Origin of the sequence: Ensifer sp. LC384, assembly GCF_001695865.1 — a bacterium.
Lineage (GTDB): Bacteria > Pseudomonadota > Alphaproteobacteria > Rhizobiales > Rhizobiaceae > Ensifer.
Window position 1 is genome coordinate 122,797 of record NZ_MBST01000008.1, and the last position, 22,260, is coordinate 145,056.

25 protein-coding genes are annotated in these 22,260 nt (G+C 61.7%); 13 read left to right on the forward strand and 12 right to left on the reverse strand.

Translation table 11 applies throughout. The features are described 5' to 3' along the window. Positions 1-64: 64 nt before the first annotated feature. From BC363_RS09440 to BC363_RS09450, 3 genes are read left to right on the forward strand one after another with little or no spacing between them, the layout of a single operon-like run. Positions 65-469, forward strand: coding sequence for a FixH family protein (locus tag BC363_RS09440; RefSeq protein ID WP_065781933.1), 405 nt, complete (start codon positions 65-67; stop codon positions 467-469). After that, on the forward strand, positions 466-1,893 hold the full coding sequence (locus BC363_RS09445) for an efflux RND transporter periplasmic adaptor subunit (protein WP_065781931.1): 1,428 nt from the start codon (positions 466-468) through the stop codon (positions 1,891-1,893). Before BC363_RS09440 ends, BC363_RS09445 begins: the two co-directional genes overlap by 4 nt. Further along, complete coding sequence (locus BC363_RS09450; RefSeq protein WP_065781929.1) at positions 1,890-5,066, forward strand: CusA/CzcA family heavy metal efflux RND transporter; 3,177 nt, start codon at positions 1,890-1,892, stop codon at positions 5,064-5,066. The genes BC363_RS09445 and BC363_RS09450 overlap by 4 nt, the downstream gene beginning before the upstream one ends. Positions 5,067-5,287: 221 nt before the next feature. On the opposite strand, the gene BC363_RS09455 is transcribed toward BC363_RS09450, so the two are convergent. Further along, positions 5,288-5,722 carry a hypothetical protein gene (locus tag BC363_RS09455; RefSeq protein ID WP_065781925.1) on the reverse strand — a complete coding sequence of 145 codons (435 nt, stop codon included), beginning with the start codon at positions 5,720-5,722 and terminating at the stop codon, positions 5,288-5,290. Between the two features lie 106 nt (positions 5,723-5,828). On the opposite strand from BC363_RS09455, the gene BC363_RS09460 reads away from it, so the two are divergent. From BC363_RS09460 to BC363_RS35880, 6 genes are all read left to right on the forward strand, one after another. Next, positions 5,829-6,236 carry a hypothetical protein gene (locus tag BC363_RS09460; protein ID WP_244519826.1) on the forward strand — a complete coding sequence of 136 codons (408 nt, stop codon included), beginning with the start codon at positions 5,829-5,831 and terminating at the stop codon, positions 6,234-6,236. A 101-nt stretch (positions 6,237-6,337) separates the two neighbouring features. Beyond that, positions 6,338-7,792, forward strand: a complete 1,455-nt coding sequence (locus BC363_RS09465; protein WP_065782132.1) for a multicopper oxidase family protein — start codon at positions 6,338-6,340, stop codon at positions 7,790-7,792. 30 nt (positions 7,793-7,822) lie between these two features. Next, a complete protein-coding gene (locus tag BC363_RS09470) occupies positions 7,823-8,263 on the forward strand; it encodes a DUF411 domain-containing protein (RefSeq protein WP_065781924.1) in 441 nt (146 codons plus the stop codon). A gap of 207 nt (positions 8,264-8,470) precedes the next feature. Beyond that, entirely contained in the window at positions 8,471-8,836 is a 366-nt protein-coding gene (locus BC363_RS35390; protein ID WP_141690266.1) for a hypothetical protein, read from the forward strand. Between the two features lie 3 nt (positions 8,837-8,839). Next, the gene (locus tag BC363_RS09480) at positions 8,840-9,532 is read left to right on the forward strand and encodes an SCO family protein (RefSeq protein WP_065781922.1); all 693 of its coding nucleotides are present in this window, start codon (positions 8,840-8,842) and stop codon (positions 9,530-9,532) included. Continuing rightward, positions 9,529-9,756 (forward strand): GDCCVxC domain-containing (seleno)protein, encoded by a 228-nt coding sequence (locus BC363_RS35880; protein WP_083223434.1) that lies wholly within the window; start codon positions 9,529-9,531, stop codon positions 9,754-9,756. Before BC363_RS09480 ends, BC363_RS35880 begins: the two co-directional genes overlap by 4 nt. A 155-nt stretch (positions 9,757-9,911) precedes the next feature. On the opposite strand, the gene BC363_RS09485 is transcribed toward BC363_RS35880, so the two are convergent. The 10 genes from BC363_RS09485 to BC363_RS09530 form a co-directional block, all read right to left on the reverse strand. Next, entirely contained in the window at positions 9,912-10,124 is a 213-nt protein-coding gene (locus tag BC363_RS09485) for a hypothetical protein (RefSeq protein ID WP_065781920.1), read from the reverse strand. Positions 10,125-10,260: 136 nt separating this feature from the next. Next, complete coding sequence (gene arsK, locus BC363_RS09490) at positions 10,261-11,487, reverse strand: arsenite efflux MFS transporter ArsK (protein ID WP_065781918.1); 1,227 nt, start codon at positions 11,485-11,487, stop codon at positions 10,261-10,263. A 2-nt stretch (positions 11,488-11,489) separates the two neighbouring features. Then, positions 11,490-12,974: an FAD-dependent oxidoreductase gene (locus BC363_RS09495; RefSeq protein ID WP_083223433.1), complete on the reverse strand. Its 1,485-nt coding sequence runs from the start codon at positions 12,972-12,974 to the stop codon at positions 11,490-11,492. Further along, positions 12,941-13,261: a metalloregulator ArsR/SmtB family transcription factor gene (locus BC363_RS09500; RefSeq protein WP_065781915.1), complete on the reverse strand. Its 321-nt coding sequence runs from the start codon at positions 13,259-13,261 to the stop codon at positions 12,941-12,943. Before BC363_RS09500 ends, BC363_RS09495 begins: the two co-directional genes overlap by 34 nt. Before the next feature lie 107 nt (positions 13,262-13,368). Beyond that, positions 13,369-14,079 (reverse strand): arsenical resistance protein ArsH, encoded by a 711-nt coding sequence (gene arsH / locus BC363_RS09505; protein ID WP_083222589.1) that lies wholly within the window; start codon positions 14,077-14,079, stop codon positions 13,369-13,371. Beyond that, entirely contained in the window at positions 14,072-14,500 is a 429-nt protein-coding gene (arsC, locus tag BC363_RS09510) for an arsenate reductase (glutaredoxin) (RefSeq protein WP_065781913.1), read from the reverse strand. The genes arsH and arsC overlap by 8 nt, the downstream gene beginning before the upstream one ends. Further along, positions 14,497-15,570, reverse strand: coding sequence for an ACR3 family arsenite efflux transporter (arsB, locus tag BC363_RS09515; protein ID WP_065781911.1), 1,074 nt, complete (start codon positions 15,568-15,570; stop codon positions 14,497-14,499). The genes arsC and arsB overlap by 4 nt, the downstream gene beginning before the upstream one ends. After that, on the reverse strand, positions 15,570-16,097 hold the full coding sequence (locus BC363_RS09520) for an arsenate reductase ArsC (RefSeq protein WP_065781909.1): 528 nt from the start codon (positions 16,095-16,097) through the stop codon (positions 15,570-15,572). Before BC363_RS09520 ends, arsB begins: the two co-directional genes overlap by 1 nt. A 63-nt stretch (positions 16,098-16,160) precedes the next feature. Then, positions 16,161-16,499, reverse strand: coding sequence for a metalloregulator ArsR/SmtB family transcription factor (locus BC363_RS09525; RefSeq protein ID WP_065781907.1), 339 nt, complete (start codon positions 16,497-16,499; stop codon positions 16,161-16,163). A gap of 145 nt (positions 16,500-16,644) precedes the next feature. After that, a complete protein-coding gene (locus BC363_RS09530; RefSeq protein WP_065781905.1) occupies positions 16,645-17,478 on the reverse strand; it encodes a nickel-binding protein in 834 nt (277 codons plus the stop codon). A 346-nt stretch (positions 17,479-17,824) separates the two neighbouring features. On the opposite strand from BC363_RS09530, the gene BC363_RS09535 reads away from it, so the two are divergent. The 4 genes from BC363_RS09535 (at position 17,825) to BC363_RS09550 (ending at position 21,389) form a co-directional block, all read left to right on the forward strand. Beyond that, positions 17,825-18,142: a hypothetical protein gene (locus BC363_RS09535; protein ID WP_139110067.1), complete on the forward strand. Its 318-nt coding sequence runs from the start codon at positions 17,825-17,827 to the stop codon at positions 18,140-18,142. Between the two features lie 215 nt (positions 18,143-18,357). After that, complete coding sequence (locus BC363_RS09540; protein ID WP_244519827.1) at positions 18,358-18,954, forward strand: GTP cyclohydrolase I; 597 nt, start codon at positions 18,358-18,360, stop codon at positions 18,952-18,954. A 127-nt stretch (positions 18,955-19,081) separates the two neighbouring features. Next, entirely contained in the window at positions 19,082-19,795 is a 714-nt protein-coding gene (locus BC363_RS09545; protein WP_065781899.1) for an RNA polymerase sigma factor, read from the forward strand. A gap of 64 nt (positions 19,796-19,859) precedes the next feature. Then, positions 19,860-21,389, forward strand: coding sequence for an FAD-dependent oxidoreductase (locus tag BC363_RS09550; RefSeq protein ID WP_065781897.1), 1,530 nt, complete (start codon positions 19,860-19,862; stop codon positions 21,387-21,389). A 48-nt stretch (positions 21,390-21,437) separates the two neighbouring features. On the opposite strand, the gene BC363_RS09555 is transcribed toward BC363_RS09550, so the two are convergent. Next, positions 21,438-22,169, reverse strand: a complete 732-nt coding sequence (locus BC363_RS09555; RefSeq protein ID WP_065781895.1) for a GntR family transcriptional regulator — start codon at positions 22,167-22,169, stop codon at positions 21,438-21,440. Positions 22,170-22,260 lie beyond the last annotated feature (91 nt).

A 22,260-nucleotide genomic window follows, 5' to 3' on the forward strand; every position in this document is an offset into this window, starting at 1 on the left:
CCGCTCGATCATCGCTGTTTTTGAAGGGCGGGGCCCGACGTGCCCGTCCTGGGTGAGATTTTCCATGACCGCAAATTATCTTTCGCCGAGAGCAATCCTCGGCTCCCTGGCCATTGTGCTGGCCGCAACGACCACATCCTTTGCAGCCGCAACGGATTACGAGTTCCAGCTCGTCGAGACACAGGTCTCCCAAGGCCCCGAAGCGACTGTCGCAGTCCGCCTCATCGACAAGAGGACGGAAAGACCCGTGCCCGACGCCGTCATCTTCACGACGCGGATGGACATGGCTCCGGAAGGCATGGAGGCCATGACCACGCCCGTCGAGCCGCTGTCGTCGCCCGAACCAGGGGTATACACGTTCAGGACGAACCTGAGCATGGAAGGTGGCTGGCGCTTCAAGCTGGCGGCCAAGGTCCAGGGCGAGACCGACACCGTCCAGGGCGAACTCGTTTTGCAGGCGACGCCGTGAATACGTCCAAATTCCTGCTCCTCGTCAGCTCCCTCGCCATATCAGGCGGGGGAGGGTACGTGGCTGGCACGCGTGGCCTTGCCCCGGAACTCAACGCATTTCTCTCCGGGTCCGCGCTCGGGGAGACCGTCAGTCACGGGCCTGTTGCGACGGGCGAGATCATCTACTACCAGCACCCGGACGGAACGCCGGACTATTCCGCCACAGCGAAATCGACATCGGACGGGCGGGCCTTCCGGGCCGTGCGGCAAAGCGAAGACGTGAGCTTCGAGCCGACAAAGGCGTTCGCGACCCACGCGGATGCGGGTTCGTCCGGCGACGGCCGGAAGATACAGTACTACCGGAACCCGATGGGCCTGCCGGACACCTCGAAGGTGCCGAAGAAGGATTCCATGGGCATGGACTACATTCCCGTCTACGACGGTGACGAGGAAGACAGTTCGATCGTGAAGGTCTCCCTGGGCAAGCTGCAGCGCACGGGCGTGAAGACCGCCACCGCGGAGCGCAGCGTGATCGCCCGCGAGGCGCGCGTACCGGGCACAATCGCCTTCGACGAGCGCCTGATCCGGATCGTCTCGATGCGGGCGGACGCCTTCATCGACGACGTCGCGAATGTCACGACCGGCGACCGTGTACGGAAGGGTGACGATCTCTTCCATTTCTACTCGAAGGACATAGCGAGAGCCGGAGCCGAGTACGCCACCGAACTCCTGAGTGGCGGCAAGGCGAACGCCAACGTTGGAGCGGCGCTGCAACTGCGCAACCTCGGCGTCGCGGACGAAACGATCAGAGCCATTGCCAAGACCAGGGCGGTGCCACGGAGCATTGCCTATCTGTCGCCGAGCAATGGAGTGGTGCTGGAGCGCAGCGCGACGACCGGAATGATGGCCGAGGCAGGCGATGTCCTGTTCCGCATCGCCGACACGTCGCGGATCTGGGTGATCGCGGATGTCCCGGAGTACGATGCCGCGTCCATCCGGCAGGGCGCGGCGGCGACGGTGACGCTCCGGAACCTGCCTGGCAGGACCTTCAAGGGCATCGTCGACCTGATCTATCCGGAAGTGCAGATGCAAACCCGGACCGCCAAGGTTCGCATCGAGCTTGCGAACGCCGAAGGCCTGCTGCTCGCCAACACCTATGCCGAGGTCGACATCGCCACGGATGGGGCCGAGGCGGTCGTTGCCATTCCCAACAGCGCCATAATCGACACGGGCGACCGCCAGTTGGTGTTCGTCGACAAGGGCGAGGGGCGGTTCGAGCCGAGGAACGTGTCGCTGGGCATCCGGGGCGAAGAACAGACCGAAATTCGCAGCGGGATCGATGCGGGTGACAGGATCGTGGTTTCGGCGAACTTCCTGCTCGACGCCGAAAGCAACCTCAACGCGGCGCTGAATGCGCTCGCCACCAGCGAGGCAAAGCCATGATCGCCAACGTCATCGCCTGGTCGGCTCGCAACCTCGTTCTTGTCGTCATCGCGGCGGCGCTGGCCATCGCTGCGGGCGTCTATTCCCTGCGCACGCTACCCCTCGATGCGATCCCCGACCTTTCGGATGTGCAAGTGATCGTCTTCACCGACTATCCGGGGCAAGCCCCGCAGGTCGTCGAGGATCAGGTCACCTATCCGTTGACGACGTCGATGCTGACGGTGCCGCGCTCGAGGGTCGTTCGTGGTTTTTCTTTCTTCGGCGTATCCTTCGTCTACGTGATCTTCGAGGACGGCACCGATCCCTACTGGGCGCGCAGCCGCGTGCTCGAATACCTGAACGCCGCCTCGAGTCGTCTCCCCGACGGCGTTTCGCCGAGCCTCGGGCCGGATGCGACCGGCGTCGGCTGGGTCTACCAGTATGCGCTCGTCGCCAAGGAACTGTCGCTCGCGGAGCTGCGGTCGCTTCAGGATTGGGTGGTCCGCTTCGCGGCTTCCAAATCCGAAGGCGTCGCCGAGGTAGCAAGCGTCGGCGGCTTCGTGAAGCAGTATTCCGTCGTCGTCGATCCCGTGCGGCTGAAGGCCCAGAACGTCACGCTCAGGCGGATCGCCGACGCGGTGCGTGCCAGCAACCGCGATGTGGGCGGGCGGACCGTCGAAATCTCCGAGTTCGAGTTCATGGTCCGCGGCAGAGGATACCTCCGGGGCATCAAGGACATCGAAAACATCGTGTTGGTGACCGAGGGGGGCACGCCGCTCCGCCTCGGCGATGTCGCCCGGGTGGAGATCGTACCCGACGAGCGGCGCGGCATCACCGAACTGAACGGCGAGGGCGAGGTCGCGAGCGGCATCGTGCTGCAGCGCTTCGGCGCGAACGCCCTGACCGTCATCGACAACGCCAAGAAGAGCCTCGCTGCGATCAAGGATAGCTTGCCCGCCGGAACGGAAATCCTCCCCGTCTATGACCGCTCCGAACTGATCAATGCCGCGATTGAGACGCTGAAGGGAACGCTGGTCGAGGAGTCGATCGTCGTTGCGCTGGTGACCATCGCCTTCCTTCTCCATGTGCGCAGCGCTCTTGTCGCGATCATCATGTTGCCGATCGGCATCCTGATATCGTTCATCGCGATGCGCGCATTGGGAATCGGGGCGAACATCATGAGTCTCGGCGGCATCGCCATCGCGATCGGCGCGATGATTGACGCCGCGATCGTCATGATCGAGAACGCCCACAAGCACCTCGAACGCGCGCCGCCCGACAAGTCCCGCACCGAGGTCCTGATCAAGGCCGCGAGCGAGGTCGGGCCTGCGCTGTTCTTCAGCCTGCTGATCATCACCGTTTCGTTCCTGCCGATCTTCACACTGGAATCGCAGGAGGGCCGCCTGTTCGGGCCGCTTGCCTTCACCAAGACTTTTGCCATGGCGGCGGCCGCGCTGCTGTCGATCACGCTGGTCCCGGCGCTTATGGTTGTCTTCGTCCGCGGCCACATCGTCCCGGAGCACAGAAACCCGCTCAATCGCTTACTGATCTGGATTTACCGCCCGGTCATATCCGGCGTGCTCCGGGCGAAGACGGCTACGATCCTTCTGGCCGTGGTCGCCCTGGCCGTGACGGTATGGCCTGCGCGGCAGATCGGCAGCGAGTTCATGCCGAGCCTGAACGAAGGCACGCTGATGTACATGCCAACGACGTTGCCGGGTCTGTCGGTGACCAAGGCGGCCGAGTTGATGCAGACGCAGGACCGGATCATCAAATCCTTCCCGGAAGTGGAGACGGTATTCGGCAAGGCGGGCAGGGCGCTGACCGCGACCGATCCGGCACCGACGGAGATGTTCGAGACCATCATCACCCTGAAGCCGAAGTCCGAATGGCGGCCGGGCGTGACGATCGACAGCCTCAAGCAGGAGATGGACAAGGCGCTGCAGTTCCCAGGGGTCTCGAATGCATGGACGATGCCGATCCGCGCGCGCATCGACATGCTCTCGACCGGGATCAGGACGCCGGTCGGCGTCAAGGTCTACGGCACCGACCTCAAGGAGATGGAGCGGATCGCCCGCGATGTCGAAACCGTCCTGAAGACGATCCCCGGCACATCGAGCGCCTATGCCGAGCGGGTGATCGGCGGATACTATCTCGACATCGTTGCGGACCGCATCGCGCTCGGGCGTTACGGCCTGAGCATCGACGACGTCCAGGAGGTCATCGGCACGGCGCTCGGCTCCGAGGTGGTCACCTCGACCGTGGAAGGCCGCGAACGCTACGGGGTAGCGGTGCGTTATCCGCGCGCCTGGCGAAGCGATCCGCAGTCGATCGCCCGCGACGTCCAAGTGGCGCTGCCGGGCGGTGGAACAGTCCCTCTCGGCGAGGTCGCCGAGGTGAAGCTGACGCGGGGCGCGACGACGATCCGAACCGAGAATGGGCAACTGGCGGTCTACGTCTTCGTCGACATCGCCGGACGCGATCTGGGCGGCTATGTCGGGCAAGCACAGCAGGCGGTCGCCGATAGCGTCAAGCTACCGCCCGGATATTCGGTCGCCTGGAGCGGCCAGTACGAATATCTCGAACGGGCGAAAGCACGGCTGGCGATCGTCGTTCCGCTGACGCTCGCGTTGATCTTCCTGCTGCTCTACCTGAACTTCAAGGCGCTCGCCGAGACACTGATCGTCATGCTGTCGCTGCCGTTCGCGCTCGTCGGCGGCATCTGGCTGATGTGGTGGCTCGGCTTCAACGCCTCCGTGGCGGTCGTCGTCGGCTTCATCGCGCTCGCCGGAGTCGCGGCCGAGACCGGGGTGATCATGCTCATCTACCTCGACCAGGCCTGGAAAGAGCGGCGGTCTGCCTGCCAAGCCGAAAATCGGGACCTGACGAGAACCGATCTTCACCAGGCGATCATGGTCGGGGCGGTCGAACGCGTACGGCCGAAGATGATGACCGTCGTCGCGATCATGGCGGGCCTTGTGCCGATCCTGTGGAGCACGGGCGCCGGCTCGGAAATCATGCAGCGCATCGCCGTGCCGATGATCGGCGGCATGATCTCGTCGACGATCCTGACGCTGGCGGTGATCCCGGCGATCTACGGGCTGGTCAAGGGATGGCGGCTGCCGGCTGCAGCAGCCGTCCCGTCGGTCGCAACTGAGGTCGAGCAGGCCGCCCTGAAGGAGGCTGCCGAATGAAGGGAGAATGCCATGATGAACGATATGATGGGCGGCGGCATGATGTGGGGTATGGGCGGCGTCGGAATCCTCGCGCTGCTTGTGATCGCGCTCGTGATTTCGGCCCTGATCAAGTATCTGTTCTTCCGCTGAAACTAAAGCGGGATGACCATTGGACGCCATGCTGGTTCCAACCGGGGCCGTGGCGATCATAGAGCCGCGGCCCCGTCGGGGCGATTTGATCAGGCGGGTACCAGTTCAATAATCCGCATGGTACTGGGTTTGTCGCTCTTGTTCGTGTCGGTTTCTACGTTTCCGACCGGGCAGAAGTAAATGTCGCCGGGCTGTAACGTGAAAGGTTCCTTCCCTTCAATTTCCACATAGAGGGGCGCACCCTGTATTTCGCAGATATCGACGGTCTTCGATGTGTCAGGGCCGAATTTTGATCCGGGCTGGAAGGTGATTTCCATCAGCAGCGCTTTCGAGAAACCGGGAATCGGCGCTACAGGTGCGGCCTCTTTGAACGTTTTCAACGTTACCCCCGGAGCAAGTTCCTCCACTTTCACCTCGTCCGACAGTGCGGGCGAAACTCCTCCGAAGATCGCGGCAACGCCCGCCGCACCGAAGATCAGTACTGACCGCCGATCGATTTCAGTCCGCGTTTGAACATGTTCCATGTTCTCCTCCTGTCTTTCGGAAAATGAACACGTGAGAGTAGCATTTCGAGACGTAATCTACCATCACCCCAGCGAGCGACCGAATGCGGACAGAGGCTGACGCGGCTTGTTTTTGGCGCAGTTCGGCGTAATTCTTTTCTTGATGAAACTTTGGTCGGTCCGACAGCTTGTCACCTCGCTCCTCGCGGTCTTCGTCGCCGCGGGGATGAGCCTGTCGGTCGCCCATGCGAGCGGCATGGCCGCCAGGATGGCGACCAGGATGGCGACGATATCCGACATGGCCATGCCCGACCACGGCGACTGCCAGGATTGTCCTGAGCCGTCTCCTGACGGCAGCATGAAGGCGATGGCTTGCGGCAATGTTTGCGCCGCTCCCGTAGTCGCGCCGCTGCCAATCGCGGTGCTCCTGCCGATCGGGGAGAAGGTGGCTTCCTTCGCGGCCGGCAGTCTGCTCCTCAGTGGCAGGGCGTTGCTGCCCGATCCCGATCCACCACGAACCTCCGACATCGGCTGATTTCCGGCTATCGCGACCCAAGCGACCGAGCCGGACAAGCGAACGCGTGCGCATTGAAGGTCCACGCGTTCCATCATCCTCGATGATTGGAAGGATCGAACGTGAATAGAGAGTCCAACGGCCTCGTATCGCGTCGGAGCCTGCTCCAGACCGGAGCGGGCCTTCTGTTCGCGACGGCGTTGCCGCCGTTCCCGGCACGGGCTGCATCGTCCGACGGTTACCGGATTGTCGCAGCACCAGCCCGCGCACGGCTTGTCGGTGCAAATCAGCCCGAGACGGATGTCTGGGCCTACAATGGCACTGTGCCCGGCTCGCTCGTGCGGCTCCGCCAGGGCGAGCCCGCTCGCCTGCTGGTCGAGAACCGCCTCGACCAGGACACGACCGTCCATTGGCACGGCATAAGGCTGCCCAACGCCATGGACGGTGTGCCCGGCCTCACACAGCCGCCCATCAAGCCTGGCGAGACCTTCGTTTACACGTTCACCCCGCCCGACGCCGGGACCTTCTGGTACCACCCGCATGCGAACAGCCTGGAGCAGCTCGGGCGCGGTCTTGCCGGGGCCGTGATCGTCGAGGAACGCGAAGCCGCCGCCGTCGATCGCGATCTTCTCTGGTTCGTAACCGATTGGCGGCTGAACGAGGAAGGTGGGATAGCCGCCGGCTTCGGCAATCGCATGGAGGCGGGGATGTCCGGGCGGGTCGGCAATACCGTCACGCTCAATGGCCGGGTTTCTGAGGCAGAAGCGGTCCGCGCCGGCGAACGCGTCCGCCTGCGTCTCGTCAACGGATCCCTCGCGCGGATCATGGCGCTGCGTTTCGAAGGGCACCGGCCTGTAATCGTGGCGATCGACGGACAGCCGTGCGATGCGCACGAGCCGGAGCGCGGCCGCATCCTGCTCGGCCCGGCCATGCGTGTCGACGTTATGCTCGACATGCAGGCAGAGCCAGGGCGGCGCTACGGCGTCATCGACGATTTCTACGAGGGGCTGTCGTACCAACTGACGCAGCTCGCCTATGAGGAGAGACGTCCCGTCCGCGAGCATCCGCTCGATGCTCCGCTTGACCTGCCGCGCAACCCTTTGCCGGAGCCAGACCTTGCTGCAGCACTGCGACAGGATCTGACCATCCAGGGCGGCATGATGAGCGGTATGATGACCGGAACCGGCGGCATGATGGGTGGGGGGATGATGCACGGCACCATGAAGGGTATGGCCGGTGGCCCGTCATGGACGATCAACGGCATGTCGATGACGGGCGACGGCCATGCGGGCATGGAACCTGCCCTTACGTTCCAGCGTGGACGCAGCATCATGCTGGTGTTGCGCAACGATACGGCCTGGTGGCACCCGATGCATTTCCATGGCCATAGCCTGAGGGTGCTGAGCCGCAACGGCACGCCGGTACTGCATCGCCAATGGCAGGACACCGTGTTGATGGCACCGAAGGACGTCGTCGAAGTCGCCTTCGTTGCCGACAATCCCGGCGACTGGATGCTGCACTGCCATGTGATCGACCACCAGATGGCCGGGCTGATGACCGTGCTTCGTGTCGCCTGAAACAAACAGAGCTACTCAAGGAGAACCGAAATGAACCGCACCATCCGCTTCGCCAGTCTCACCGCTCTCGTTGTCTTCGCCACCCCGGCACTGGCCGACCCCCTCCAGGCGACGCTCTACAAGAACCCGCAATGCGGCTGCTGCGAGGGCTATGCCGCCTATCTTCGGGAAAACGGCTTTAACGTCGACGTGAAGCCTACCAACGACCTCGCCGAAATCAGCCGCAAGGCGGGCGTGGCTGAGGGAATGCAGGGCTGTCACACCATGTTCATCGACGGCTATGTGGTCGACGGGCACGTGCCGGTGAACGTCGTCCGCAAGCTTCTCACCGAGAGGCCCGCGATCGCCGGCATTACCCTGCCAGGAATGCCGATGGGGTCGCCCGGCATGGCCGGCACCAAGACCGAGAAGTTCGTGATCTACACCGTGCCCAAGGACGGCGAGGCCCCTTCCGTCTATGCGGAGGAGTGAGGTCGGACGGGAGGTCATTGCCATGGCCGAAATCATCATGGAGGCAACATCGAAGGCGGAGGGCGGGCCGACATCCGCCTTGAGTCGTCGGTTGCTCCTGGCATGCCGGCTGTCGCATTCGCGCGACTGGCCGCCGTGCTTGCCTGGGGCGTCAGTCGTGATCCGCGGCGGCTTCCGTCGGCGCTGATCGGCAAGGGGAGAAATCTTATGAGAGCACCCATTTCGGCCGAAGTTCAATCTCGTACCCAATCGCAGCCGCTTGGTCACAGGCTTCCGTGCTCGCTGCGAGGCCGGCGGGGACGGCTTGTTCTGCTGGGCATCCTCGTGCTTGGCCTTGGCGCGGCCCTCAACTGGAGTTGGCTGGTCGCCGTCGGCGTTGCACCACTGCTGGTGAGCGTGCTGCCCTGCGTCGCCATGTGCGCGCTCGGATTCTGCATGAGCCGCGTGGTTGGCTCTCCGGATGGGGCGTCGTCGGCCATTTCGTCGGAAACCGACGATGCCTCCGCTTCACTCGCGGTTCCGCGGTCGTATTCGTCGTCCAGGCACGGCGATGCCACCGCTGTCGGGAGGTGACCCATGCGCGCATTGCATTCAGCCCTGATTGTCATCGCAATGACGGTGGCTTGCGTCGCCCCGGTGCTGGCACATTCGCTCGAGGAGGTCGATCAGGACCTCCGCGCCACGGAGACATACTTCCAGGCGGTCGACAACGAAGGGCCCGCATTCACATTGCAGGATTCGGCGGGCCGCACCGTCAGCCTGTCCGACCTTCGAGGCAAGGTCGTAGTGTTGAACTTCGTCTACGCCAACTGCCCGGACGTCTGTCCCCTGCATGCCGAGCGAATCGCGGAACTCCAGACGATGATCAACCGGACGCCGATGAAGGCGATGGTCGAGTTCGTCACCATCACCACGGACCCGAAGCGCGATAAAGGAACGGTGCTCAGCGAGTACGGACAGGCGCACGGCCTCGACCCGGTGAACTGGATGTTTCTGACCGCAGTGCCGGGCCAGCCGGAAGACAGTACCCGCAAGATCGCCGAAGCTTACGGCCTCAAGTTCACCGAAAGCGAGGAGGGCATGCAGATGCACGGGATCGTCACCCACGTCATCGATCAGGACGGCCGCCTGCGCGCCCGTTTCCACGGCCTGAAGTTCAAGCCTGTCAATCTCGTCGTCTTCGTCAACGCGCTCACCAATCAGACCCAGAAACCCCACGGACATCCGGTACCGGGATTGTGGGAACGATTGAAGGGGTTGATACGATGACGACCGGCGAGTCCCGTAGCCCGTCCATTCTCGAATCCGTGCTGACCTGCCCACATTGCGGCTTTGCCAAACGCGAGACCGTGCCCTTGGATGCCTGTCAGGTCTTCTATGAATGCCTCAATTGCAAAACCCTGCTACGCCCAAATCCCGGTGACTGCTGCGCGTGTTGCTCGTTCGGTTCGGTGAAGTGCCCGCCGATCCAGCAGCACGGGTCCTGCGGGTAGGGCTCGGCTCCGATTTCCGAGGCGATTTCCCGGTTTATCGACCGGTTCAGGGCGGCGCCTGCGCGCCTACAGCGCCGCGCGTCAAATATGACGCGCTAAGGACGCTGTAACACTTTAAATTTGCCGCATAATTTCATCCTTAAATCGGATCCGATTTAAGGAGTTATGCAGTAACGAAGTTTGGCCACAGTGCGATACGCTTTGATCAATGCTTCACGACCACGGGGCAGCCCGGCGCGGCTGCCTTTTTCGCTCGACGCTTCGAGTGCTTGTAGCAGGTGCTCGGCGACGTCCAGCCGACCCTGTCGGCAAGCTTGCTTGAACAGAGTGAGGATGTTCTCTTCTAGTTTGTCGGCGCGACGGTCCATTCCTGATGACCTCCATGCTGGGCGGAATCTTAACGCTTCCAACGATGGCAAGGTCAAGCGAACAGAAGGAGGAGAATATCCGGCTCCAGCTTCCTGGAAGGTCAAGGCGCTATCCGAATCTCAGCGCGTTCTGAGATCACTGCATGCGTCTGACGTTCACCGTTTGTCGAAGGGCCACAGGGCGCCGCTCGACTGACACGATCGCAAGGAATGCCAAAGCCCCGGCTACACCGATAGCTATCGTCACCCCGATCGAGACGACGACGCCGATCCCCGCCATAGACATGGACATGGCGAGTGGCGCAATTGCCGACATCATCTGTTTCGCAGACGTGGCCCAGCCGAGGCGGCTGCCGTACCCCTTTGATCCAAACAACTCGAGCGGCAATGTCCCCCCGACAATGCTTGTGAGACCGGAGCCCAGTCCAAAGCAGATTGCGAACATTACCGCTCCGGGCACCCACGGTGTCGTCATCAGCAGGATCGTCAGACCGATTGGTAGAAGTCCAGTCGCGATGACGGCCAGCCATTTCTGTGACAGCTCGCGGCCGAAGAGCAGGTTGATCAGGCGGCTTGCAACCTGGGCTGGACCGAACAGGGAAGCAACCAGCAGACCTGCTGCACCAAACCCGAGCGCCTGTGTCAGCGGTACCATGTGAACCAGGATCGCCGACAGGGCATAGCCCTCGATGGCAAAGCCGAGCAGCATCAGCGAGAACAGCAGTGTTCCGTTCGCAACAGGCCGGTGTTCGCTAATAGGGACAGTGCTGGTCTTGGAGGCTGACACTGCTGTGGTCGTCAGCCGGGCAAGCGCCAAGTGCACTGGAAGGCAAACGAGGAGGTTCAACGCTGCGAACAGCAGATAGACTTCCCGCCAGGACAGAAAACCATGCAGCCAGGACGTCAGCGGCCAGAACACCGAGGAGGCGAAACCGGCGATCAGCGTCAGGTGAACAATGGATTTCTGCGCATTTTGTCCCCCGGTCTGAACGATTGCAGTGAACGCGGTGGCATAGAGAACGGCGACCGAAACGATCTCGGTCAGCGCCAGTGCGACAGCGAAGGTGATCGGTCCGGTGGACACGGCCATCAAGGCGAGTGTTGCGGACGCCAGCAGCGATCCTGCCGCCATCAACCGCCCCGCGCCAATCCTGTCGGCAAGGTAGCCTGACAGGGGTGCAGCAAGGCTGCCAACGAGCAGAGCCACCGAGAAGGCTCCAAACACCCATTGCTGCGATTTGCCGATATCTTCCGCGATTTCGGGCACAAGGATACTGAAGGCATAGTAGAGCGTGCCGTATCCGATGATTTGCGTTGCGCCGAGCCCCGCAAGCGCCCATGCGGGTAGCTTTCGTTCTCCCATCATCACGCTCGCGCTTTTTCGACAACTGGTGCGGCACAGCCGCATCCGGATTTTCCAGCGGCCTTCGCGGTCGCATCAGCGGCACAGCAGGCGTCCGCCTCCACGGGCGCGGGTCCGCCGCAGCATCCCGATGTGGCGTTTACTGCGAGATCGACGGAGCACACACCTGTTTCAGGAAGAACCAGTTCCACCCGCCGCGCGGCAACGTGATCTCCTGCAAGCTCGGCGACCACGGAACGGACCTGTTCGTAGCCGGTCTTCATCAGGAATGTTGGAGCGCGGCCATAGGACTTCGAGCCGACAATGTAGAAATCCTTTTCCGGATGGGCCAATTCGTCGACGCCATGGGGTGGAACGGTGCCGCAGGAATGAAGGTTCGGATCGATGAGGGGCGCCAGGGCTGGCGGGGCCTCGACGGCAGGATCGAGATCAATGCGGAGTTCTCGGAGAAACGATAGGTCGGGCCGGAAGCCAGTCGTGACCACCACCCGATCTAGCGCCAGTGTCACCGGCTCTCCATTTGCCATGGCCTTGACGACGAGCCCTTCGTCTTCGGATATCACGCTCTTGGCGGCAAAGGACGTCAGCATTCTGAGGCGACCCTCGTCCATGGCCTTCTTCGCAGCCAATCCGAGGGCACCGCGCTCGGGAAGCTGGTCATTGAGACCGCCGCCGAGCAGGCGAGCCACTCCATGATGGCGGAGCGCCCAGAAGATTTCGGTAGCAGGATCACTTTCCTGAAGTTCCAGCAGGGCCAAGGCGACATTGATTGCTGAATGACCGCTTCCGACAACCAGTGTTCGCTTGCCGACGAAGTCAGACCGCCTGATTCCGGCAACGTCAGGTATGCCATAGGAAACCCTGCTGGAACTGCGTTCGCCAAAGACGGGCAGACCGTTGATCCCCATCGGGTTCGGATGCGTCCATGTGCCGGAGGCATCGATGACAGCTCGTGCCAGAACGTCGTGCTCGCCCCAGATGTCGTCGTATCGGACTACGAAAGGCGCATCCTGGCGACCGTTTGATGAGACCTTGTCAAATCCCTGACGGGTAATCGCCGTGACCGTTGTGCCGAGCTTGAGGTTGGCCGCAATCTTGGGAATACCCGCCAAAGGCAGAAGATAGTTTTCAGCGATTTCCCGGCCTGTCGGCACACCATCAGGCTGCGGGGCGTTCCAGCCGAGATCATCGAGCAATCGTCGCGCGGCATCGTCGATATTGTATTTCCAGGGGGAGAAAACCCGCACATGGCCCCAGTCGATCAGGGACGAGCCTACGGAAGCTCCCCGCTCCAAGATGAGGGGCGTGAGGCCTGCCTCCACCAACCTCGCGGCAGCCGCGAGTCCAACGGGGCCAGCGCCAATGACAGCGACCGGAAGCCTTTCAGGGAATACCACGTGCCTCTCCTTTCGTATTTCTGGAAATTTCGAAATTTGAATGCAAAAAAACGCCTTCAGGCCACGGTTTCGCGGGTTTGCTTCGAGCATCCCGCATCGGCGCAGCACTCGTCCGCGAGGTAACCGATCAGGGCATTCATGTGCTTGTAGTTCGCGGTACAGATCAGCGTCGTCGCCTGACGGTCCTGGATAACAAGGCCAGTGTCGATGAGCCGCTTCAGATGGTGTGAAAGCGTGGAAGCTGGAATTTCCAGCTTTTCTTGGAGCCTCCCGACCGGCAGGCCATCGTCACCTGCACGCACGAGCGCCCGGTATATCTGGAGGCGTGTGACGTTGCCGAGGGCTTCGAGTTGGGATGCTGCTTTTTCGATAATCATGGAAATAGGCTACGGCCCCGTCCACATTCTCGTCAAGTGTTATTTCCACGATTATCGAAATATCGACGAGGCGAGCGACCTGATCGTCTCGCAATTGGTGCTGCATGTCAGATGGCTTTGAGCTGGACCCGCTTTTCCAGCTTCTCCGCATCCTCTTTCCGCTCGCTGTAGCGGTCGGTGAGGTACGGCGAAGCATCTCGGGTCAGCCAGGTAAACTTCACCAGCTCCTCGCATACATCGACGACGCGGTCGTAAAAGGACGATGGTTTCATTCGGCCGTCGGCATCGAATTCCTGCCATGCCTTGGCAACCGAAGACTGGTTCGGGATCGTGATCATCCGCATCCAGCGCCCGAGAATGCGCATCTGGTTGACGGCATTGAAGGACTGGCTGCCGCCGGAGACTTCCATGACGGCCAGCGTCTTGCCTTGCGTCGGCCTGATGGAGCCGAGGGAAAGCGGTATCCAGTCGATCTGGGCCTTCATGATGCCAGTCATCGCGCCATGCCGTTCTGGGCTGACCCAGACCTGGCCTTCCGACCACTCCGAAAGATCGCGCAGTTCCTTCACCTTGGGATGGCTGACCGGCGCTTCATCGGGCAACGGCAGGCCCTTCGGATCGAAGACCCGTACCTCGCATCCGAAGTGCTCCAGGAGACGACGAGCTTCGTGAGCGAGAAGGCGGCTGTAGGAGATTTCCCGAAGCGAACCGTAAAGGACCAGGATGCGTGGTTTGTGCATCGAGAACTGAGGACGCAGCGCATCGAGATCAGGCATGCGGAAGTGTTCGGTGGCGGCGGCAGGCAATGCTTCAGACAATGCGCTGCCCCTTCTCGTCGAGGACCCTTTCGCCGTCTTCCTTGGTGAAAGCGCCCTTGTGGGTGTCGGGAAGGATTTCAAGGACGACTTCGGAGGGACGGGAAAGACGCGTACCCATCGGCGTGATGACGAACGGCCGATTGATGAGGATCGGGTCCTTCAGCATGGCGTCGAGCAACTGTTCATCTGTCAGTTCCGGGTTGTCGAGGCCGAGTTCCGCGTACGGGGTGCCTTTTTCGCGAATTGCCTCACGAACTGTGAGCCCGGCATCGGCAATCATCTGCACAAGCCGGTCGCGCGTCGGAGGCGTGTCCACGTATTCAATGACAGTTGGCTCAATACCCGCATTGCGGATCATCTCCAGCGTGTTGCGCGACGTTCCGCATTCGGGATTGTGGTAGATGGTGACGTCCATGATCATGCCCTTTCGGCAACGGTTTTTTCGATGACGGTGTTCTTGGCGACGGAAGGGCTTGCTTCGTACCAGCCCTTGGAGCGGTTCACGATCCAGATGACGGACAGCATCACCGGCACCTCGATGAGGACCCCAACGACGGTTGCGAGCGCAGCACCCGATTGGAAGCCGAACAGACTGATGGCAGCTGCGACCGCGAGTTCGAAGAAGTTTGATGCTCCGATGAGTGCGGACGGTCCCGCAACACAATGCTGTTCGCCAGTCATCCGGTTCAGCAGATACGCCAGGCCAGAATTGAAATAGACCTGGATCAGGATCGGGACGGCAAGCAGCGCGATGATGGTCGGCTGGGCTATGATCTGTTCGCCCTGGAAACCAAACAATAGGACCAGCGTTGCCAGCAGCGCCACGAGCGATAGGGGCTGCAGCTTGGTCAACAGCGCATCGAGAGCCTTCGTCGTGCCATCGGCCATCAACATTTTCCGAAGGACCTGCGAGATCGCCACCGGGATCAGGATGTACAGCGCGACCGAGATCATCAGCGTGTCCCACGGCACGGTGATCGCCGAAAGGCCGAGAAGCAGGCCGACGATGGGGGCAAACGCGACAATCATGATTGCGTCATTGAGCGCGACCTGTGAAAGCGTGAAATGCGGCTCCCCCTTTGTCAGGTTGGACCAGACGAAGACCATGGCGGTGCACGGGGCTGCGGCAAGAATGATCAGCCCGGCTATGTAGGAGTCGATCTGATCTTCGGGCAGCCACGAGCGAAACAGGTAGCCCACGAATAGCCAGCCGAGCAGTGCCATGGAGAAAGGCTTGACCGCCCAGTTGATGAGCAGGGTGACGCCGATTCCGCGCCAGTAGCTACCGACCTTGGACAAGGATCCGAAGTCGATCTTCAGCAGCATGGGAATGACCATCAGCCAGATGAGGATGGCCACGGGAATGTTGACCTTGGCGACTTCCGCTGCACCGATCGCCTGGAAGACGCCTGGCATGAAATGACCAAGCGCAATGCCAACAAGAATGCAGAGAAACACCCAGACGGTAAGGTATCGTTCAAACGCGGACATCAGCTTGCCTTCTCCCGGGGCTGCGTGGAGCCTTCCATCTTGCCGATCTGGCGCAGATGCTGCTCAAGGGCGAGCTTGTCGATAGAGGAATGCGGAAGACTGAGAAACGCCGATATACGGTTCTTGAGGAACCTCGCTGCTTGAGCGAAGGCCTGTTGCACCTCGACTTCTGTCCCTTCGACGGCCGCCGGGTCTTCGATACCCCAATGTGCGGTCATGGGATGGCCGGTCCAAACCGGGCATGCTTCGCCCGCCGCGCTGTCGCAGACGGTGAAGATGAAGTCCATCTGCGGTGCGCCTGGCTCAGCGAAGACGTCCCAGCTTTTCGAGGAAAACCCCGTGGACGGATAACCGAGTGCCTCAAGCTCCTTAATGGCGTGAGGATTGACCTCGCCCTTCGGATTGCTGCCAGCGGAATAGGCGCGGAAGCGGCCCTTGCCCTCGCCGTTGAGGATGGATTCGCCAAGAATAGAGCGAGCGGAATTGCCCGTGCACAGGAAGAGCACGTTATAAACACGGTCAGACATTGTCCTTGTCCCTAGTGGTGTTGATCCGGCTTTTGAGAAATACGCAAGCTCATGCACTCGCCTTCATCGCGGGCAGCAGGGCGTGAGTTCGGCGACGAGCGGCATGCAAATCTCCGCGTTGCCCCCACAGCAGTCCTTGATCAGGAACAGCGTCAGTTCGCGGAACACGTCGAGGTTTGCGCGGTAGATGATTGAACGGCTTTGACGCTCTCCGGATATTAGCCCAGCCTGAGCCAGCGTCTTCAGATGTGCCGACATCGTATTTTGCGGCACGCCGATAATCCTCGCCAACTCGCCGACGGGCAGGCCCGCTGGCTCATGCTTGACGAGCAGGCGGAACGTGTCGAGACGGGTGCTCTGTGCAAGAGCGCCGAGTGCGGTGATAGCTTCTGAGTTATCCATATATCTGCATTACTGGATATATGGATGTTCGTCAACCGTAAAGCCTGTAACCCTCTGAGGCGGCGCTTTTAACCGGTCAAGCGGCGTGCGAACCGGTTCTGGCAGCGTTGCAGCCGGCGCAGGGGCTGAATTACAGCGCCGCGCGTCATATTTGATGCGCGGCGCTGTAATTCAGCCACTCGCACCGGTAGGCCCGGATTGGCTTTGCAAATCCCTTTAGCCGGTGGCGGCCACCATGGGTGAAAACATCAGCCTTGCCGTACTCTTGGTATATGTTTTCGGATATCAGGATTTGATCGCTATGGGCGGCAGCGCAAAGCCTTGCTGCCAGCTGCACCGTGGTACCGAAGAGATCATTGCTGTCCTCGACAGGTTCGCCACAATCCAGTCCGATGCGGATGTGAATTGGCTCGGCATTGCCTGCGTTGTAGTGATGGAACTCGCGTTGGATCTCAATTGCACAGTCGACTGCAGATACCGTGGAGGCGAACGCCGCCATTATTCCGTCGCCAGTGTGCTTGACCTCACGGCCGGATGATCGTCCCAGGCAACCGCGAACGAGGGCATCATGAGCTCTGATGAGTTCAATGGCCATACGATCGCCAAGGCGCGATGTCATCTCGGTAGATCCAACCATGTCGGTGAAAAGGATCGCCCGGTGACCGGCGTCCATGTCTTTCGAGATCGATTCAGCCGCCTCAGGATCTTGTATTCGCCCGAGAAATGCCTCGACAGCTGAGAGCGCCACCTCCACGACTTCGCCGGCAATGAACCCGTGGGCCTCGCGATGAACGCATTGCGCGGTTTCGGCGTCCGGCGCATCTATCAGACAGAAGGTCGTTCCCCGCCGGTGGTCAAACCAGTAGGTCAGGAACTTGACGCCGTACCGGTCCTGTATGCTGAGATCTTTAAGATGTGCTTCGGCGACATCAGCGGCGGAAACGCCTGCAAGATCATGCCGGTCCATGAAGATAGGCATTCGTTCGCTCCCGAAGGGACGGTCGCCCCAGCCGGCCCTCAGTTTACGACAGTGCCGGGCTATCGTCTATCTCGGACAGAGCGCCGTCGCGCCCGAGTCGTCTATGACTTAAGACCTCTTCTTGATGATCCCGGCACGGTGGCCGACTGTTGGCAGTCCTGCCTTGACCGGGCTTTGTTGTCGTCGCCTAGCTCTTACCTTTTGCCATATCCAAAAAAATTTCATCTGAACTTGGGAACACGGCGGGCGATCACCTCATCCAATGTGCAGGAAGGGATGTGGCAGATGCCGGCAAATGGCCGGACGTATGTCCGATCCTGCGATTTGTGCGACCGCGGAGACTGTCATGCCGTTTTCTAGGTTTTCCCGCCCGGCCATCAGCCATCACCTCGCTCTCACTGCGGCCGTGGCTGCATTGACGGCGTCGCCCGCTTTCGCCCCTGTGTCCGCCTACGCTCACACGGCGTCGCATGAACGGGCCGATTTCCTTGCCAAGGCCAATTCGAACTGGCCGCAGGATACCGTGCGGGAGATGCTGAAGGGGCATATCGTCTCGTGCTGCTCGATAAGGGCGGCTTTCTCGCTCTTGCCGTTGGCGGGTGGTTCGGTGGCCGGCTCGTCTATCGCCATGGCGTCGGAAGTGACCAGGCATGAGCACAAGTAATGCTCGTCAGCAGCCGTTGATGGGGCGGGCTCAACCAACTGCCGCGCCGGCCTCCGAAGCCGGGCGCAAGTGACCGGAGATTATCGTTGCTCAAGACTGCACTTGCTCCTGCCTTGGAAAATGAGATCGCTGCAATGAAGGCGTCCGACCGGGTTCGGCTGAGGCTGCTCAAGGCTGGGCAGACCTTTCGCGCCAATGACAACATCTGGGGATTCGTGGAAGACGGCGAGTTGGATGAGCTGCGTCTTGAGGTGGAAGAGCGGATGAAGGAGGTGCTCCGCGCCCTCGTCATCGATATCGAGAACGACCATAATACAGCCGACACCGCGCGCCGCGTGGCCAAGATGTTCATCAGTGAGGTGTTTTCCGGCCGCTACCAGGCCGCGCCTTCGGTCACGGCGTTTTCGAACGTGTCGCGGCTCAATGAACTGATGATCGTCGGCCCGGTCAAGGTGCGGAGCGCCTGCTCGCACCACCTGTGCCCGATCATGGGAAAGGTCTGGATCGGCGTCCTGCCGAATGCCGCGTCCGACCTGATCGGGCTGTCCAAATACGCCCGCCTATGCGACTGGATCATGAGCCGACCGCAAATCCAGGAGGAGGCTGTGGTCATGCTTGCGGATGAGCTCGAGCATCGCATCAAGCCCGACGGGCTGGCGATCATCATGGAAGCGGATCATTCCTGCATGCATTGGCGCGGCGTCAAGGACGAACGGTCCGTATTGACCAACTCGATCATGCGAGGCGCTTTCCTTGAAGATGCGGCCTTACGCGGCGAGTTTCTGAGCCTGCGGAACCGAGGCAAAGATTAATCTCATGAACTGGTGTGCCTGTCATGTACCTCAATACTATTGCAGTTCACGATCATGACGCCGACAATCGGGGCGGTGACAGAACACGGCACCGGTATCTTCGTCCATTCAACGAACGGTGGCACATATGCAAGTCCCATCTCGCCGGGTGACGCCTCGGCCCTCGGAAGACGCCACGGAGGCTCAGCTGATCTCGCGCGCCGCCAACGGCGATGGAGCAGCCTTCGCGGCTATCATGCGCCGCCACAATCAGCTTCTATTCCGCACGGCGCGCAGCATTGTCGGAAACGACGCCGAGGCGGAAGATGTCGTCCAGGAAGCCTATCTGCGCGCCTGGCGCGCCCTGCCCAGCTACCGTTCCGAGAGCAAACTCTCGACCTGGCTGGTGCGCATCACAACCAATGAGGCGCTTGGGCGGTTACGGCGCAAGAGCGCGCAAGTGATCCCGTTAGAGGTTGCCATGATTTCTTCCGAACCCGAAACCCAGGCGGCACTGACCGATGAGCCTGGCCGGGGCCCAGAGCAATCGGTGATGCGCGTACAGATGCGCAAGCTGATGGAGGCGCGCATCGACCTGCTTCCCGAGGCGTTCCGGACGGTCTTCATGCTGCGTGCGATCGAGGAGATGAGCGTGGAGGAGGTGGCGCTGGCGCTGGAAATTCCGGCGGCCACCGTGCGCACCCGCTTCTTCCGCGCCCGAAGCCTGCTGCGCGAAAGCCTGGCTCAGGAAATGGATTCCGCCCTTGGTGACGCCTTCTGCTTCGATGGCGCCCGTTGCGACCGGATTGTCACCGCCGTGCTGGCGAAAGGCAGGGCGGCGGGGCTTTCCGACGAGGAGTGAACATTCAACAGGGGGAACGCTTGCCGCGCCCCGTCACGATGAGTCGCGTGGAAGGAGAAATGCCATGGCCTCACATGCAAACGAGGATGCCGGCCCCGATCTGACCGAGGGCGTCACCCTTGCCAATTTCGGCGACACGCCGATGCTGCGCGGACATGTGGGCAAGAAGGCGGTCCTGCTCGTCCGTGTCGGCGATGAGATCCTGGCGGTGGGGGCCAATTGCACCCACTACAGCGGGCCGCTGGAAAAGGGTATCGTCGTCGGTGACACGGTGCGCTGTCCCTTGCACCATGCCTGTTTTTCACTGCGCACCGGCGAGGCGCTTGGCGCCCCTGCCTTCGATCCGCTGCCTTGCTGGCAGGTCGAGCGCGAGGGCGACCGGATCGTGGTCCGCGAGCGCAAAACATCCGAGCCGCAGCGCGCTGGATCGGCAATGGGCCAGCCGCAGGACATCGTCATCATCGGTGGCGGCGCGGCGGGATTTTCCTGCGCCGAGATGCTGCGTCGGCGCGGCTATCAGGGGCGGCTCACCATGCTGAGCCAGGATGCTGATGCGCCCTATGATCGCCCGAACTTGTCGAAGGACTACCTGGCAGGCAACGCGCCGGATGAATGGATGCCGCTCAAGTCCGAAGGCTTTTACGGCAAGAGCAACATCGATCTCCAGCTTGGGACTGAAGTGAGCGGGATCGACGTGTCGGCGCGCGTCGTCACGATTGCGGGCGGCCGCACCTTCCCCTTCAACCGCCTTCTCATTGCGACGGGGGCCGAACCGGTGCGGTTGCCGATCCCCGGCGCGGACCAGCCCAATGTCTTTACCCTGCGCTCATTTGCCGACAGTCGGGCCATCGTCGAACGGGCGAAATCGGCCAAATCGGCGGTGGTGCTGGGATCGGGCTTCATCGGCCTGGAAACAGCGGCCGCGCTACGAGCACGCGGGCTGGATGTGCAGGTGGTCTCGCTCGATGCAAGGCCGCTGGAAAAGGTGCTCGGCCCCGAACTCGGCGACTTCATCCGGGAACTTCACGAAAATCATGGGGTGAGGCTCCACATGGGCACTTCGCTTGCTTCGATCGGAGCAGACGCGGTCACGCTGAGCAGTGGTGCCGAACTGCCTGCCGATCTCGTGATCATCGGCGTGGGCGTCCGGCCGAATACCGCGCTCGCCGAAGCGGCGGGTATCGCTACCGACCATGGCATCCTCGTCGATGATTATCTCGAAACAGCTGCACCGGGCATCTTCGCGGCGGGCGACGTGGCGCGCTGGCGCGACGGCCAGAACGGTCAAACCCGCCGGGTCGAGCATTGGGTGGTCGCCGAACGCCAGGGACAGATCGCCGCGGAAAACATGCTCGGCGCAGGGAAGCCCTTCCGGGACGTGCCCTTCTTCTGGAGCCCGCATTACGATGTCACGGTCCGCTATGTCGGCCATGCCGAGGGCTGGGACAGACTGGAGGTTGATGGCGACATCGCCGCGCGCGATTGCCTGGTCAGCTACAAGAAGGGTGGCAAGCTCGTCGCGGTCGCGGCCATCGGCCGTGACGCGCAGGCGCTCGAATATCATGCCCACCTATACAAAAACCCGAAAGATTAAGCCGACGCTCCCACATCGCGTCCAGCACGCCTGTTCTTCGGAAATCGCCTACTTGCGCGTCAGGCTAAAGGAGAAATGGCTGCCGCGGTGATAGTCAATCGCGTAGTTCACCGGGACGCCGGCTGCGGTGAAGCAGGTTTCGGTGATGAGCAGGGCTGGCCCGAAATCCCTGAGGTCATGGCGCTCGACGACGTCATCGGGAAGCATGACGGAGGATACGCTGGCGGCGGACATGCGCGGGCGGCTGCCGTATTCCTCGAGCAGGTCCATCAACGATCCGCTCCAGTCGAGGTCGTAGAGCTTCGCCGGGATGATGCTGCGCGGAACGTAGTCGATGCAGTAGAGGATCGGCTCGTCATCATGCAGACGGATGCGCTCGATGCGGATCACGCGGCCGGCGGGCGAGAGATGCAAGCTGTCGGCGACGCGCGTGTCGGGTGTTTCCTCGGAAATCGACAGCACCTTGTTGACGGTGGTGTAACCGTAGTGGCGCGCCATGTCGGTGACGCTCTCGAAGACGGTGATCGGGCGATCGACCTGCACGGCCGAGAGCGCCGAAACGAAGCGGCCGCGGCCGTGCTCGACATAGATCACGTCGTCCTGTTCGAGCAGCTTCAGGGCTTCGCGCAGCGCCGGGCGGGAAATCTTGAAGCGCTGCGTGAGCTGCGCTTCGGTGGGCAGCTTGTCCCCCGGTTTCAGCCCCTCCAACCGGATGAGATCGGCAATCCGGTCCCGAAGCTGAATGGCCAGGGTGCGCGAGTCGCGAAGGGGCTCCTGCACTTCTATGCCTCGTGTTGTCGTTGATCGTCTAATCGTTCTTGTCTGACAAATCCTTGCCGGTCAAGTGTACGAAAGCCCGGCTTGTGGGCGC